The following is a 15,751-nucleotide window of genomic DNA, read 5'->3' as shown; positions in this document are numbered from 1 at the left end:
AGTATACCTCTCCCGCTACTCTCTCCAAGCCCAGTCTTCAATGTTGTCCGTAATCGGCCAACCGTGGCCGTGCGGCTGAATACGCTGCTCGCCGATGTCCAGCTTATCATTGACAAGATACAGGTGATCGATATTGACCAGCCACGCCCAAGGCGCATCGCCCTTGGCACTGAGGCCCGTTTGCCCGTCCCACTGCGCTTTTTTCCAAAACTCCAGCGATTGCTGTTCCGATCTTGCATCAAGTGCCTTATCCATCCATTTATCTACCGATTCGTTTGCATAGAAGCCGGTATTATAGTAGTCGACACCGCCGTAAATGCTGCTGTACAGATTATACATTTCGAGCGGATCGTGGCTTCCCCAGCCGAGCAGCACCGCATTCGAGTGCATCAGCTTCTCGATTTCGTCCCAGCTTTTCCCCTCGACGTTCATGCGGATGCCGGCGGCCTGCACCATCTCCGAGGCGGCCAGCGCAAGCGCCTGACGGGTCATGTCGCCCGACGGGTACAGCAGCGTAAACACTGCCTCCAGGCCGCCTTTATCAACGATTCCGTCGTTATTCGTATCCTTCCAGCCTGCATCCGCCAGCATTTGCTTGGCGGCCGCGGCATCGCCGTCCTCTATGACCGATTGCTCGTTCCACCAAGGCAAGCCGTCGACAGCCGTATAGGCAGGCGAACCGTAGCCCTCCAAAATGCCGTCCACCAGCCGCTGACGGTCGATGACCGTATTGATCGCCTTGCGGATCGTTTCATCCGCCGTTACGTCGTTGCCGATCGGATAACCTTCGTCCGTCTTCGCGCCTGCCTTCACGTAAGGAAACGCAATGCCGCGGTTATCGACGGTTTTGATATCCTCCAGCCGCATGCCTTTGACCGCCTGGCTGCTGAAGGTAGAGGGGATGTATGCAACGTCGACGCTTCCGGCCTTCGCTGCCGCGAACGCCGCATCTTCTTGAAGAAACAAAAACGTCAGCCGCTTGAAGGATGGCTTGTCCCCGTAGTAATTCGGATTTGCCTGGACGATCAGCTGCTGGCCTTTGTCCCATTGCACGAACGTATACGGCCCGGAGCCAACGGGATGTTCAGCATAACCGTCTGAATAAGCGTGCTCCGGAACGATGCCTGTCGTAATCAGATGGTACACAAAGGTAGACTGCGGTTTTTTCAGCTTAAACTTTACTTGTCCTTCCGCCGCTTCGACGCTTTCCAGATTCGTCAAATCGATCGAAGAACCTCCGCTTGCCGCCGTATCGAACGTAAATTTGACATCGTCTGAGGTCAGCTTCTCCCCATCGGAAAATACCGCATCCCCCCGCAGCTTAACCGTCCACGTAAGTCCGTCTCCGCTGACCTTGTAGCCCGTCGCCAAATCGTTCACAATTTTCAGCTGATCGTCGCGCTTCAGCAAAGTGCTCTGAAAGAGCGGAGAGCCATAGCGGCCCCAGCCTTTAACCGGATCGAATCCCGTTTCCGGCTCCGAGCCGACCGCCAGCACCAGCCCATCCTGCGCTGCTTGCTCCTCCGACCCAGGCTCGTCCCTGCCTTCTGCGCATCCCGTCGCTATTGTGACTAATAAAAGTGCTGATATGAATCCCAGTACGCTTCTCCTCAAGCTCCCTCATCCTCTATTGTTCTTTTGTGACACGATTATGGAATATTGTAACACGGCCTGCCTGTTCTTACACGTTATTTTACCTCCTCCCAAACGCAACAAACCGCCCAAGAGCGGACTCTTGAGCGGTTCTATTGTTCAGGAGGCGTTTACGGATGCCCGTGATCGTGGTGATGCGTATCGTCACCATGCCTATCGGCGTACGTAACGGACAGCTCGGCATAGGTGACGCCTTTCTGCGTCTGAATTTGCTGGTGCAGCTCCCGCAGCCCGGACAGCTGTCCGCGAACCACGATCACCTCCAGGCACTGGGCATGGTTTAAATGAACATGCATGTTGGAGATAATCGCATGATGATAACGATGCTGGATCTCCATCAGCACGACAGGCAGATCGGTCACATGATGGTCGAAGACGATAACGATCGTGCCGGCTACATATTCCTGACCGTTCATTCTGGACGGCTCCAGCAAAGAACGCCGCGCCAAATCCCTGATCGCTTCCGAACGGTTCGTATACCCCTGCTCGTCGATGTACCGGTCGAACTGCTCGATGAGCGGAGCCGGGAACGAAACGCCGAAACGGACCAGCTCTTCTTTCGCATCAGCCACGCTTATGCACCTCGTGTACGGGATAATCCACAACGATCACATTGTCGATCAAGCCGTCCAGCAATCGGACAAAAGCCTGGTGGGCCGGGTGCGGACCGTAATCCAGCAGCGCCTGGCGGTGGGCGAACGTTACTCTGAGGCCTAGCGTATAGCCTTGAATATTATCGGTCTCGGGAGTCTGATTCGCTCCGGCCGTAAGCTCCACGATTCCCGGGACAGCTTCTTTCAATGCGTGCAGGGCGTCCAGCAGCTCGCGCTCCTTGCCCTGATCAAGCGGTTCGCGAAATTTAAAGGATACCAGGTGCTCGTACAACTTCTCTCATCCCCTGTCGGTTCATAATCATACTTTCTATACTATATTGAAATCCCCTCCCCCACAACTGCCTCCGAAGGCATAAAAAAACAGCCCCTCGTTCGAGGAAGAGCTGCGGACCTCTTGGCTCTAATACGACTCTTGTCTCATCTCGGTAAAATAAAACAAGCCGATCGTATGCTTCGAGCTTCGTATATGATCAATGACCGTACAAATATACTCCATGGAATCCGCATCCTTGGTTGACGAAGCGACCTGAAACAGCGTGCTCAGGCTGCCTAAGGCGTTATCCTTATTGACGGCTCCGTTTTTCAAATTGCTCAGTACCCGCTCAACTTCACTGTGAATGAACCAGACGACCCTTTTTTTCAGCGTTGAATTAATCATGAACGACCTCCGATGTCTATGAATAACTTCCGAATTAAGTATAACTTCTTCCGTTTTCAAAGTTTGTCGAATCGCGAAGTCGAAAAATATTTTTTACGAAAGGAAAATAAAGGAAAGGAACGCCTGCCGCAGCAGGCGTCCCTTTATCGTACTATTTATTATGGCGTGCTGGAACCGGTTCCTTCTCCTGCCGCCGAATCGTCGTCAGATGGAGTATCGGTAGAGCCAGAAGCGTCGTTCCCTCCGCCTGTCGCCGCGTCCGAATTATCGGCAGAAGAAGCGTCATTCCCCCCGCCTGTTCCTGCGTCCGAATTGTTATTCGTATCCACATCGGTCATGACATCCGTGTTGCCGTTGTCGTTTTCATTGTTGTTGCAAGCAGCCGCGGAAAAGACGAGCACGGCGCTCATGATGGCGATCATTAGCAGCTTGGCGGCGTTTCTTTTTTTCGGCGTGTTCTTCATGGTTATTTTCCCCTTTCAGGCTCGTGGTTGATGTTGCTACCTGTTATTTAACCGATGAATCAACGATGAAACAGAAACGCCGATGAGAAAAATCTCAGATTTACCGCAAGCGGCTCCTTCCTTCCGTCGACCTTACTCGTTAAACGACGAAATCATCGTCCAATCGGTATCGGTAAGCTGGTTGATCTGCCACAACGCCGCTCCCCGCAAGCCCAAATCCCGCGCCAGCCGCAGCTTTGCTTCGATGCTTTTCGCGTCCTCATACCAAAGCAGGTGCGAGCCCCTGTTATCCGTGAACGTCAAGCGGTTCAAAAAGAAAGGCAGCGGCATATCCGACTTCGTCCCCGGATCGGCGATCCGGCTTTCAACCGCCGCGATAGCCGGCGAACGGAAGAAATCGACCGTACCGTCCGGCTTCGTCGTCCATTGGTTGGCCTGCTTCGAAATGCCAAGCATGAGCTTATCCGCCGGAACGTGCTCCAAAATGTCCCGCACCGAGTCTCCGACTAGCGTGAGCGGAGCCGACGGCAGCCCGCTGGCTGCGTGCGTGAAATCGTAGGCCATCAGGATGACGCGGTCCGCCAGCCCGCCGATCTGCTCGTAGTCAAAACCATCGTAATAATTAGACGGCGGAACCGCTACAGATAAGGCGATATCGTCTCCGAGCGCGAACTTCACCGTACGGAGCAGCTCGATGAAAGGCTCCCGGTAGGAGTCCGGGATCAGGCCCTCGAAATCGATAGTGACGCCATCGAAGCCGTAGGCCGGATCGGCGGCCAGGCTGCCGAGAGAGTCCGCGAACGCTTGATGCGCTTCCCGGTCCATAACAAATTCGCCAAGCTTCTGGCTTATCGTATTCCCGAACACCATCAGCGTCTTGGACGCTCCGCCCGCCTCCGCTGCGCTCAGTGCCTGCTTGTAATCGGCCGGCAGCTTCAAGGCGGCGGTTGCATGGCCTGCACCTTCATAATTCAGGTTCGCCCAATCGAATATCATTTCGTCCGCAGAGGCGAAGCGGCCGTAATTTTTGTACGGGCCTCCTGCGGAATCAAACGCGGACAGCTCAAGAATCCGGCCGTCGCTTTGATGCCCGGTCAGCCGGTCGATCGTGACGGCCGCTTCGCGGCGGGTCAGTGTTTTCGCCGGCAGGAAGTTGCCCTTAGTATCCCCCAGCATAATCGATTCGGAATAGGCTTTCATGACATAAGGAGCGAGCTTCGCATCCGCGCTTCCCATATCGCCGAAATCGGCTTGTTCGCGCGCTTCCAGCCAGCCCTTCTCGAACCAGAGCCGCTTCTCCTCTTCGGATTCGTTCTGCAGCAGCGCATGGGCGATCAAGGCAGCCACTTCCTCGCGCTTGATGCTTTGAGCCGGCTTAAATTTGCCGCCCGCCGTAAGCGCGTCAAGCCAACCCGCGTCATAGGCTTTTTTGATCGGCTCATAAGACCAGCGGTCCTTGGCCACGTCCTGGAGGGCGGCAGCCTTCTCCTTCCCGGCTGCAGGCTCTACCGATTGTACGAGCAGCTTGACGAACGCCTCTCTTGTCAGAGCGTCGCCCGGCCGGTATGTATTATCCCCATAGCCGTCGATCACGCCGAGCGCGGACAAGCGGTACACCGACTCCGCCGCCCAGTCCTTCTCCGGCACGTCCTTGTACAGGCTGAGCCGGGCGTCGTAAGCGAAGGCCTGCAGCGCCGAGCTAAGGAGCAGCAGCGTAACGGCCCCTGCGATCAGCGTTGTTTTCCCCATCAACTTCAACTTCATCCTACTCTTCAAACCGTTTCCTCTCCCTTGTTCCTTCATTTGTTGCGGGAATCATCTCTCCCCTTGGTCTCCGCAGGCACAAAAAAAAGCAGCCCGCCAATAATGACGAGCCGCCCTTCAATTAAGTTGCACAAAAGGTGGGACGAACCGGCCGTTAGCCCCTGCCCTTGATCGGTTCGAGCGAAGGCACCGCATGGCCGTACCGCGGATAATCGCGCTTCACGGGCGCGGCCCAGCCGATCGCGTTGGCGATTACTTTTCTGACGTCCGCATTGTAGTATGTCGGGTGCGTCTCATGGCCCGGACGGAAATAGAACACCTTACCCGCTCCGCGCGTATAGCAGCAGCCGCTTCTGAACACTTCGCCGCCTTCGAACCAGCTGACCATGACCAGCTCGTCCGGCTGCGGAATGTCGAAATGCTCCCCGTACATTTCCTCCTCCTGCAGCTCGATGTATTCCCCGATGCCGTCCACGATCGGATGTCCCGGATTGACGACCCAGATACGCTCCTTCTCGTTCGCTTCGCGCCATTTCAGGTCGCAGGACGTTCCCATCAGCTTCTTGAAAATTTTCGAGAAATGCCCGGAATGCAGGACGATCAGTCCCATTCCTTTCAATACGCGGTTGTAGACGCGCTCCACGATCTCGTCACTGACGTCGCCGTGCGCCATATGTCCCCACCACAGCAGCACATCCGTCTTGTTCAGCACCTCTTCGGACAAGCCGTGCTCCGGATCGTCCAGTACGGCATACGTAATATTGTGGCGTGAGTCGAGGCCTTCCCCGATTGCCGCGTGAATTCCGTTCGGATAAATTTCTCTTACCTTATCGTTTGTTTTCTCATGCCGGTATTCGTTCCAAATCGTTACGTTTATCGTTTCTGCCATCGTTTTCACGTCCTTATGCGATTTTTACTTCGATCTTCTACATTGTAGTCAATATTTATACGGCTACCAATACCATAATCCATCTAATTATTACGCTATTCTGTTGTATAATAAATAAAAACGATTCGACAGGAGACGCTATGTATCCCGAAATGCATCATGAAAAGGTCATCTACCAAAATCCGCTGCTTGCGCTCCGAATCTGGCAAATCATCTCACAGGACCTTACCCCTGAAGAGATTCAGCGCCAAACCGAGACCGACTGGACCCAGAAAAAATTTGTCCAATGGCATTACCATAAAGAAATCGAGTTTATTCTCATTACCGATGGCCAGTTAACGGCATTCTGTCCTGACGAGAAGCTCGTATTAAATAAGGGAGATATCGCCCTCTTCGGCTCGCACGAGCCCCACAAGACGCTGCCGACGGACCGGAAGCTAAGCTATTACGTCTTTCAGGTCGATCTGCAAAACTATTGGGACCAGAGCAGCATGGGCAGCATGAAACGTTTTTCGGAAATGATTCGCCCGCTGAGCGCCCTGAATTATATTTTTCAGGAAAACCCGTCCGTTCGGGCTGCGTGCGGACAGCTAATCCGGGATATACACGAAGAAATGCAGCAAGGGCAGGAAGGCTACGATCTGGCCGTGTCGGCCCGATTTAAGGAAATGCTGCTGCTGCTCCTCCGCCACGACCGGAGGGGAAAGCTGCACTACAGCGACGACGCCATGCTCCGCCGCATGCAGCCTGTGCTCGATTACGTTGAAGCCCATCTCAGCGACAAAATCGCCGTGCCCGACCTTTGCCGCCAAATCAACCTCAGCTACACCTATTTCATCAAGCAGTTCAAAAAGACGGTCGGGATGTCCTTCACGGATTTTGTATCGTTCAAGCGGATCAAAAAAGCGGAGCAGCTGCTGCTCACGAACAACATGAGCATCGCCGAAGTAGCCGAGGCCGTCGGCATGACGAATATGGGCCACTTCTATTCCATGTTCAGGCGGTACAACGATTGTTCACCGGGACAGTTCAAGGAGCGGCTGTCGGGGCCGTTCTGATCAGGCGGATGACATCAAAATCTATGCTTGTTAGACAATCATCCATACAAAGTACAGACTCCCCTCATATACCTAATTAATATCCCGTTTATGGAGGCGTTTGTACTTTGAATGAGAAAAATCAAAAAATCATCATACAAGCTTAACGGCTTCAAACCCGTTAGACCCCATCATCGACAACGGTTCATTGGTCCAGCTTGGCATAAATCCGGAAGGGAATTTGATTGTACCCGGAGGTAATCCTTCCCCTCCTCCGAGTGGAATAACGGATGTAGGTTTGCGATATATCCCGACTATTGAGACGAGCGGCGGAGAAGCTCTCGCAGCTGGTGCCCCGGACGAAGGCTGGGGGGTAGCAAACGCCGATTCTTTGCCTTTACCAGAAGAGCCGGCGCCAACCTGATCGCGAATAAGGCGGCTGCCCCTGATCCGGTAAGAGTCGGGCAAATTCTTCATTATACCGTGACAGTGGATAACACGGGACCGTCGGATGCGACCGGCGTGACCGTTACGGATACGCTGCCAGCCGGCGTCAGCTTTCTTTCGGCCACCTCCTCTCAAGGCAGCTGTGCGGTAGCAGGCGGTATTGTCACGTGCAGCTTGGGCACTTTACCGAACGGCGCTACCGCTACCGTCGAGATCATGGTCATTCCGATTAAAACGGGAAGAATTACGAACACGGTAACCGCGACGTCGACAACCTTCGATGACGATCCCGATAACAACACCGCCACAATAAGCTCCACTGTTCTGCCTTCCCGCAAATAAGCCTAACGAAATGTTGCTAATTCATTAAGAAAAGGAGGTGGAGAAGTTGAAGCTGAAATGGCTGAACGGAAAAAAAGCTTCCTGCCTCTCTTTTTCCAGCGCGAATGTATCTGGCTACGGGACGGTTCCGAGCAAGGTTTGGCTGCATTTAGGCAAGCTTGAAATCGAAATGGAGGTGGAAGTCGATCCTCTGCTGCCTGCCAATACGATTGGGATATCGACCGCTGCATTTAAGCCTTTTGCCATCCCCAGGCACCTTCCTTACCGGATCAGAATAAAAGAAAACCATATTTATATTGGTCCCGTCATTGGAATGATCGTTCCCGCTGTCCGGCGGCTGGAGCGTTATGAGGATTATTTGCGCGACTATGAACATATCGGCGGACTCATTTGTTTGTTCTCTCCCAAAGACATCAATGCTGCCGATCGAACCATCCGCGCCTGTTACTACGCGCCCCCTGCAAACGGCAAACCGCCGGTCTGGAAGGAAATTGTCATCCCCTACCCGGATATCGTCTACCGAAGAGCGTTCGGCCATGATATTCCCCATGAGTTCGTAAACGAGATGGGTGAAAAGCTTTTTAATCCTACGGTTTTCGACGATAAGTGGAAATTATGGCGTGTCCTCTTTGAGGATTCCGACGTCTGCTCGCATCTGCCGCATACGCAAAAATTGAACAGCATACACGACCTGGACGCCATGCTGCGAACCCACTCCTCCGTCTATGTCAAAAGGAGCCAAACCCTGCAATCGCTCGGATTGTTCATGGTACAAAAAACGGCGGACGGGTATCTGTTCATTGACAGGGACCGGAACCGAATAACGCTTCAAAGCCGCGACGCTCCTGCATTCATCAAAAATCTGGCTGAAAGCTACCTCTATCACGTGCAGCAGGCCGTTCCGCTGAAATATTACGGCCGCCACGTCGACTTCAGGGTTATTATGCAAAAAGGCCGGACTAGAAAATGGGCCTGTACGGGAATATTCGCTAGGTTCGGGGCGTTGGACAGCGTGACGACCAACTTCACGGAGGAAGGTAAGCTGGAGGCTGCCAAGCCGGCTTTGCAGCGGATATTCCGGCTCAACAGCAAGCAGGCATCGGCAAAGCTGCAGGAAATCGCTCGTGTTTGCCTCAAATGCTGCAGGAGGATCGACCAATTCGGCACCTTTGGCGATGTAGGCTTCGATGTCATCGTAGATCCAAAAATGAATATATGGATTTTGGAGATCAATAAGTTTCCGCAAAACAATTTGCCCTTGTATATTCGTGGCCAGCGCGAGCTGTATTACCATATGATGCGGCAGCCGTTCGAATATGCGAAATCGCTGGCGGGTTTTGAATCAGGGTAAAACGGAAGACGCCGCTCCATCGAAGGAGAGGTGTCTTTGTTTTGCCTATTACGGGAAAGAGATATCGCTTTGTAAAAAATGCTGCCGACTAGACAAACGACTATACAGATTGCGGGCTGCCCTCATATACCTATGTAGTATCCTGATTATGGAGGCGTTTGTCCAGTGAGTGAGAGAAATCAGAAATGTAAAAATAAACGAAGAATAGCTTCAAGCCCGTCGCTCGATCCGATCATCGACAACGGCTCTTTGATCCAGCTTGGTATTAATCCGGAAGGGAATTTGAACGTTCCCGGCGGTGTGCCTACCCCTCCGGAAGATACAACGGATGTAGGTTTGCGATATATCCCGAATATCCTGACGACCGGCGGTGAGGCGACCGCAAATGGCTGCCTGTGCGAAGGCTGGGGGGTCGCCAATGCCGATGCCGCTACCGGCATTTTTACTGCTTCTGCGAATTTAGACTTTGGCATTGACAATCTGGTCGTGCTGCCAGGAACCGGAGTGACAAATAACAGCGGTCAAAGCCAGCCGGATTCCGTAGGAAGCGCCTTTCGATCCGTCGTGCGGGACGGCGACAGCCGTGTCGAAGTGACGCATGATTTCAATCCTTCGGCGGTAACTGCTAACTTGTATGCAGTCACGGTTACAATCCGCAACACCGGGACGGATCCGATCGGGGACCTTCGCTACCGCCGGGTCATGGACTGGGATGTCCCTCCTACAATTTTCAATGAATGGGTTAGAATTCATGTCGGTAATGCGGCCGGACTCATGCTTGCCACTACGGACGGGTTTGAGTCCGCTGACCCTTTGTCATCCCCGGGTCCCGACAATGTTGGCAGTCCCCCGACTACCCTGACCCCCGGAAGTCCCGATTACTTTGGCGGTCCTGACGACCAGGGCGCACTCTTTGATTTTGCGTTCGGCTCTCTCGCGCCTGGCAGAGCATTGCGCTTTACGATATTTTACGGCGCTGCGGCCAACGAGTCGGAGGCATTTTTGACGCTCTCTTTAGTCGAAGCTGAGGTATACAGCCTTGGATATCCGACAGATGCCAACGATCAACCCGCGACAAATGGACCTAACGTATTTATTTTTGCCTTTACCGGAATAACGGGTGCCGATCTGGTCGTGAATAAGGCGGCTGCCCCCGACCCGGTAAGAGTCGGGCAAATTCTCCATTATACCGTGACGGTGGATAACACGGGCCCATCGGATGCAACCGACGTGATCGTTACGGATACGCTGCCGGCCGGCGTCAGCTTCCTTTCGGCCGCCTCCTCTCAAGGAGCCTGTACGGAAGCGGACGGTGTCGTCACATGCAGCCTGGGCACTTTACCGAACGGCGCTACCGCTACCATTGAGATGATGGTCATTCCGAATAAGAAGGGAAAAATCACGAATACGGTAACGGCGACGACGACGACCTTTAATGACGATCCCGATAACAACACCGCCACGATAACTTCCACCGTGCTGCCTTCCCGCAAATAAATCCATCGGCTTACCTTCGCGGGCTTTTGAACAGAAGACGCCGCTCCACCCATGGAGCGGCGTCTTTATTTTGCCTGATACGGAATTCAGCCTTTGACCGAGCCGGCCGTAATTCCTTCAATAATATGTTTTTGCAAAAACAGGAAAAACAGAATAATCGGAATCATGCTGAGCGTCAGCGCCGCCATCGCCAGATCCCATTTCCGCAAGTACTGACCGAAAAACTTCTGAACCGCCAGCGGAATCGTCGTCATATTATCGTTGATAACGAGCACCGGAAGCAGATAGTCGTTCCATATCCACAGCACGTTCAAAATGACGACGGTAACTGAGATCGGCTTCAGCAGCGGGAATACGATGCGCCAGAACACGCCGTACGGCGAGCAGCCGTCCACGACGGCAGCCTCCTCGATTTCCAGCGGCACCGACTTGATGAAGCCGTGATAAAGAAACATGGATAACGAAATGCCGAACCCCATATAACAGATGACGATCCCGTAAAATTGCCCTCTCAGCTCAAACATGGACGTAATTTTCATCAGCGGCAGCATGACGGACTGAAACGGGATAATCATCGCCGCTACAAGCACCGTCAGCAGCAGCTTATTGAAGGCTGTCGGACGCCGCACCAGCCGGTAAGCCATCATAGAGCTGATAACGACGAGCATCAGCACGCTCACAGATGTGACGAGGAACGAATTCATGAACACCTTCGGAAAATCGATCGCGACCCAGGCCCGTCTGAAATTGTCCAGACCGATCGCCTCCGGCAGCGATGCCGCGTTCAGCAGTATATCTCCGAGTTTTTTAAACGAATTCACGAGCAAAAAATAAAACGGCGTCAAAAACAGGAGCGCCAGTGCGAGACCGGCCGCCTCCAGAGCCAGAAGGCCCGGCGTATAACGCTGCTTACTCTCCATCAGGCCTCAACCTCCTTCTTCTTGGTGAACCATACCTGCGTAATCGTTATGAGCGCTACGCCGAAGAAGAAAATCATCGCTTTCGCCGTCCCCAGCCCGTACCGGTTGTTGACAAGACCTTCCCTGTATATGTTCAGCGCAATCGATTCCGTAGAGTTGCCTGGCCCGCCGGCCGTCAACGATAAGTTCAGGTCGAACATCTTGAAGGCGTTGGACGTCGTCAGAAACAGGCAGATCGTAATGGCCGGCATGATGAGCGGAACGACAATCGAGCGCAGCGTCTGCCATTTGCCGGCTCCGTCGATTTTGGCCGCCTCGGCGAGCTCCTTCGGTATGCCGACCATCGCCGCAATGTAAATGATCATCATATAACCGGCCGTCTGCCAGACGAAAACGATCACGATACCCCAAAAGCCCGTGTTCGGCGTCCCGAGCCACTGCCAATTAAAAAATCCGATGCCGGTCGCTTCTCCGACTGCACGAAAGCCGCGGACAAAAATGAAATACCAGATATAGCCGAGCAGCAGGCCGCCGATCACGTTCGGCAGGAAGAAAATCGTCCGCAGCAGGCTGCGGGTTTTGAGCCGGCTTGTCAGCAGCAGCGCCAGCAGGAAAGCGGTCGCATTCGTGAATGCAACGGCCGCAACCGTAAATTTCGTCGTAAACCAGAACGCCTGCCAAAAGCGCGGGTCATCGCCGAAGATGCGTGAGATGTTGCTAAACCCGACCCACTTCGCATGATTCAGATCCATTCCGTTCCACTCGGTAAACGTGTAGTAAAATCCCATCACGAAAGGAGCCAATACGATTAATACGAATGCGGCGAGCCCGGGTCCGACGAATACCGTCTGCTGCAGCCATTCGCTCCATTTGATTCGCTTCGACATGATTTTGTTAGTCCCCCTTCTCTTCCCCTAATGACTTTGTGTCCCTCAATGTTCACAGTATAAAACCGCATACCCGATTAAACCACAGAGGAAAATGATGAGGTGGGTGGACTATATTGACCATTCGGCACCACTTCGGTTAGTGTATAGGCAAACGAATCAAGCGGAAGGGCGGGCGAGACGACGGATGAAGGCGCTCATTATCGACGACGAGAAGCATGTAAGGGAGGCGATCCGGCTGCTCGTGCCTTGGCAGAGCTACGGCATTGGGGAGATTCTGGAAGCACAGGACGGACAAGCCGCGACGCGGCTGATTCAGGAGCAGCGGCCGGAGATCATTTTCACCGATATGATGATGCCCAATATGGACGGGACGGCACTGCTGGAATGGGCGGCCGAGCATGCTCCCGCCTGCAAAATCATCGTCATCAGCGGACACGACGATTTCAGCTTCGTCAGGCATGCTTTGAAATACGGCGGCGTCGACTACATTCTGAAGCCGATCGACGCCGGGCAGCTGACCGGCGCCTTGACAAAGGCGGTGGAGGCCTTGAAGGAAGAAGAACGGAGAAGAAGCCAAAGCCGCACGATGAGCATGGAGCTGAATCAGCTTAAGCCGTTGTATTTGGAGCAGTATGTATCGAAAATGATCGCCGAGCCCGGCGCGTATCCCGCCTTCGGGGATATCATATGCCGCGAGCTGGGCGTGACGGAGCCGGTCCGGCGCGTCCGGATGGCCGTATTGAATTTAGAGCTGCTTCCGCCGGCGGTAAGGGAAAAGTTTGCGTCGGGGCTGGACTTGCTGCTGTTCTCGGTTACCAATGTTTGCAATGAGCTGTTAAAGGACCGGGGGCTCGGTTACGCGCTTCGCCACTGGGGCAAGGAGCATGAAATCGTGCTGTTGTTCTGGGGAGAAGGCGGACAGGCGCCCGGGCTGCTTGCCGACATAAACGAGGCGATTTTTGTGGCTTTGAAGACAAAATTCCATATCGGACTGGGACGGGCGGAATGCTTTCCGCAGGCGGCCGGGCCTGCCTATGAGCAAGCCCGCGCCGCACTTAATCAGCACAACTTGTTCGACAAGGACGCGTATATTCACTGCTTTGACCCGGAGCTCTTCCGCCAGACCGGCAGGCAGCCGGCCTTCCAGGAGTATGAGGAGCAAATCCGGTTTGCGGTGCAAGGCGGGCACAAGGATCAAATCGCCCGTGCGTTGAAGCCATGGTTCGAGGAGCTCAGCCGGCGGGACTATCTGAGCGTGGATGCGCTGAAGCTCGCCATGCAGCAATATGCCTTGGCCGAAACGGCCTGGACGGCGGCGCAGCCAGGCGGAGAAAAAAGCGGCGGCTCTGCCGCCGTCAGCCTCGCTTCGTACCGCATCCCGGTCGACGCGAATGGCCACTTCGATATTGAGGCATGGGAGTCTTCGGTTTACGAGGCGGCCTGCGCAGCTGCGGCCAAAATCGCCGGTCAGGATAAAGGCCGGAGCATCATTCAGGAGATCGCAAGCTACATCGAGCAGCATCCTCAGGAGGACATTACGCTGCAGGACATTTCCGAGCGGTTTTTCTTAAGCCGTGAATACATTTCCCGCAAATTCAAGCAGGAGACAAACGGTAATCTGTCGGACTTTATCGCGAGCGTCCGCATCAACCGGGCCAAGGAGCTGCTCGGCAACGGACAGCTGAGAATCGCCCAGGTCGCGGAGCTGGTCGGCTTTCAGGACGAAAAGTACTTTAGCCGGGTATTCAAAAAATGGACAGGCTGCTCCCCGAACGATTACCGGAAGCATCACTATATCGGGGACAGCTAGAAGTCTGCAGAGCCTCGGGGCTGGTCCGGCTGGGCAGCCCTCCCCCCCCTCCCTGTTACCTGTAGTAGCTGCGGATAACGATATCCTGATCGTAGTTGCCAAAGCCCTTGCCGAACAGCGTCAAGCCGCCTCGTCCCCTGCCGGTATCCTCGGCGCTGATCCGGAACGTCCACTGCTTCTGCTCCTCCTGCAAATCCCCGAGCTTCACATCCGACATTTGCCGGCCGTCGATGAACGTTCCCGCTTTGTTAATCCGCAGCACCTTCATCAAACCGAACTGGTTCACGTCTTCATGCCACCAGTCCGGTGTCAGCTTGCCTCTCGTTCCCCCAAAATCGCCGGGGCTTGTCCAAACCCCGAGCAGCCTGCCGTTAAGCGTAAATTGGATATCCGACGGCCACTCATCGCTTACATGCGGCGCTTCGGAGCCGATTTCCAGCGAAATTTCGATTTCCTCGATGGACTGATCCTTAAACAAATAATTGGGAATCTTATATTCGACATAGCCGCGGGCAAACCAAAGAATGCCGGCGTTCACCCGCTCCGGATCCAGGAAATAGGTCGGATTATCGTAGTGGCCGATCAGCTTCTCGGCCGTTGCGATGCCGCATGTCGGCGAAACCTCAAAATCGGTATAGTGGCCGACCGGGATGGCAACCTCTACGAATTTTCTTGCCAGGCTCTGTGCCGGCGACAGCTTGATTTGCAAATATTCCGAGCTCATCGAGCAGTATTTGTACGTTCCGCCATTCACCCTCTTCATCCGGCAGGTGACCAGCCCTGCCTGCTGCAGCTTGTTCACATGGGTGCTCACGATGGCGCTGCTCAAATAAAGCTCGGAAGCCAGCTCCTTAATATTCATTTCCTTGAGAAACAGCTTGTCGATGATTTGCAGCCGTACCTCGCTGGCGAGAGCCTCGTACACGCGCAGCGAGCCGGCGTCCGTCGTTAAGAACATAGGGTCGACTCCTTCTTGGCAGTATGGCGAAAAGGTCGGCTGCGCTTTCCGGACTGAAACGCCCCTCACCGCTTGTCATTCCATACATTTTGTATGCTTGTTGAAATAAATGGATCTGATGGATCTATATTCAGCAGATAACCTCTTTTTCGCGAAATAGTTGGATTTACTGCATATAAATCTCGGAAAATGGCTGATGTAAGGTGGATAGTCGATTTTAGATGGATCAAATCCATTTATTTCGTAAAAAGTTGAGCATCTAAAAATAAAAGACATATATAATCCAGTTATTCAAACTCCAGTTCCAGACAAACATTCATTCAGTGGAAATATATCTCATTATAGAATAAGCAATTTAGTTAATTCTAAAATCGCATATTGATCATTTAACCCGTTCAGTATTAATATTTAGTATATCACGAGATAATCAGAATTAACATATTAACGAATTCTTTAG

Annotated in this window: 15 protein-coding genes; 5 read left to right on the top strand and 10 right to left on the bottom strand. The window is 53.6% G+C overall.

The features are described from left to right. Nucleotides 1-15: 15 nt before the first annotated feature. The 7 genes from KP806_RS01110 to KP806_RS01080 form a co-directional block, all read right to left on the bottom strand. Nucleotides 16-1,614 (bottom strand): ABC transporter substrate-binding protein, encoded by a 1,599-nt coding sequence (locus KP806_RS01110; protein ID WP_224721715.1) that lies wholly within the window; start codon nucleotides 1,612-1,614, stop codon nucleotides 16-18. A gap of 149 nt (nucleotides 1,615-1,763) precedes the next feature. Beyond that, a complete protein-coding gene (gene nikR / locus KP806_RS01105) occupies nucleotides 1,764-2,225 on the bottom strand; it encodes a nickel-responsive transcriptional regulator NikR (protein WP_224721714.1) in 462 nt (153 codons plus the stop codon). Next, nucleotides 2,218-2,538, bottom strand: a complete 321-nt coding sequence (locus KP806_RS01100; RefSeq protein ID WP_224721713.1) for a Dabb family protein — start codon at nucleotides 2,536-2,538, stop codon at nucleotides 2,218-2,220. Before KP806_RS01100 ends, nikR begins: the two co-directional genes overlap by 8 nt. Nucleotides 2,539-2,667: 129 nt before the next feature. Next, nucleotides 2,668-2,925, bottom strand: a complete 258-nt coding sequence (locus KP806_RS01095; protein WP_224721712.1) for a hypothetical protein — start codon at nucleotides 2,923-2,925, stop codon at nucleotides 2,668-2,670. 158 nt (nucleotides 2,926-3,083) lie between these two features. After that, entirely contained in the window at nucleotides 3,084-3,389 is a 306-nt protein-coding gene (locus KP806_RS01090; RefSeq protein ID WP_224721711.1) for a hypothetical protein, read from the bottom strand. A 132-nt stretch (nucleotides 3,390-3,521) separates the two neighbouring features. After that, nucleotides 3,522-5,138: an S-layer homology domain-containing protein gene (locus tag KP806_RS01085; RefSeq protein ID WP_224721710.1), complete on the bottom strand. Its 1,617-nt coding sequence runs from the start codon at nucleotides 5,136-5,138 to the stop codon at nucleotides 3,522-3,524. A gap of 169 nt (nucleotides 5,139-5,307) precedes the next feature. Beyond that, nucleotides 5,308-6,042 (bottom strand): ThuA domain-containing protein, encoded by a 735-nt coding sequence (locus KP806_RS01080; RefSeq protein ID WP_224721709.1) that lies wholly within the window; start codon nucleotides 6,040-6,042, stop codon nucleotides 5,308-5,310. A 140-nt stretch (nucleotides 6,043-6,182) separates the two neighbouring features. Between KP806_RS01080 and KP806_RS01075 the strand changes: the two genes are divergently transcribed. From KP806_RS01075 to KP806_RS27740, 4 genes are all read left to right on the top strand, one after another. Further along, nucleotides 6,183-7,100: a helix-turn-helix domain-containing protein gene (locus tag KP806_RS01075; protein WP_224721708.1), complete on the top strand. Its 918-nt coding sequence runs from the start codon at nucleotides 6,183-6,185 to the stop codon at nucleotides 7,098-7,100. A gap of 345 nt (nucleotides 7,101-7,445) precedes the next feature. After that, entirely contained in the window at nucleotides 7,446-7,868 is a 423-nt protein-coding gene (locus KP806_RS01070) for a DUF11 domain-containing protein (protein ID WP_224722399.1), read from the top strand. Between the two features lie 46 nt (nucleotides 7,869-7,914). Next, nucleotides 7,915-9,219 (top strand): YheC/YheD family endospore coat-associated protein, encoded by a 1,305-nt coding sequence (locus KP806_RS01065; RefSeq protein WP_224721707.1) that lies wholly within the window; start codon nucleotides 7,915-7,917, stop codon nucleotides 9,217-9,219. Nucleotides 9,220-9,384: 165 nt separating this feature from the next. Then, a complete protein-coding gene (locus KP806_RS27740; RefSeq protein WP_224721706.1) occupies nucleotides 9,385-10,716 on the top strand; it encodes a DUF11 domain-containing protein in 1,332 nt (443 codons plus the stop codon). Nucleotides 10,717-10,802: 86 nt separating this feature from the next. Here the strand turns inward: KP806_RS27740 and KP806_RS01055 are convergent, their stop codons facing one another. Together KP806_RS01055 and KP806_RS01050 are read right to left on the bottom strand one after the other, a co-directional pair. Then, a complete protein-coding gene (locus KP806_RS01055; RefSeq protein WP_224721705.1) occupies nucleotides 10,803-11,636 on the bottom strand; it encodes a carbohydrate ABC transporter permease in 834 nt (277 codons plus the stop codon). Next, the gene (locus tag KP806_RS01050; protein ID WP_224721704.1) at nucleotides 11,636-12,523 is read right to left on the bottom strand and encodes a carbohydrate ABC transporter permease; all 888 of its coding nucleotides are present in this window, start codon (nucleotides 12,521-12,523) and stop codon (nucleotides 11,636-11,638) included. The genes KP806_RS01055 and KP806_RS01050 overlap by 1 nt, the downstream gene beginning before the upstream one ends. A 187-nt stretch (nucleotides 12,524-12,710) precedes the next feature. Here KP806_RS01050 and KP806_RS01045 point away from each other — a divergent pair, with 187 nt between their 5' ends. Then, complete coding sequence (locus KP806_RS01045) at nucleotides 12,711-14,336, top strand: response regulator transcription factor (protein WP_224721703.1); 1,626 nt, start codon at nucleotides 12,711-12,713, stop codon at nucleotides 14,334-14,336. Between the two features lie 55 nt (nucleotides 14,337-14,391). Here KP806_RS01045 and KP806_RS01040 read toward each other — a convergent pair whose 3' ends face one another. After that, on the bottom strand, nucleotides 14,392-15,294 hold the full coding sequence (locus KP806_RS01040) for an ArsR/SmtB family transcription factor (RefSeq protein ID WP_224721702.1): 903 nt from the start codon (nucleotides 15,292-15,294) through the stop codon (nucleotides 14,392-14,394). Nucleotides 15,295-15,751: the final 457 nt, after the last annotated feature.

Origin of the sequence: Paenibacillus vietnamensis (assembly GCF_020169515.1) — a bacterium.
In the GTDB taxonomy this organism is placed as follows: domain Bacteria; phylum Bacillota; class Bacilli; order Paenibacillales; family Paenibacillaceae; genus Pristimantibacillus; species Pristimantibacillus vietnamensis.
The sequence above is the reverse complement of the archived record's forward strand: the minus strand, read 5'-3'. Positions and strand labels throughout refer to the sequence as shown.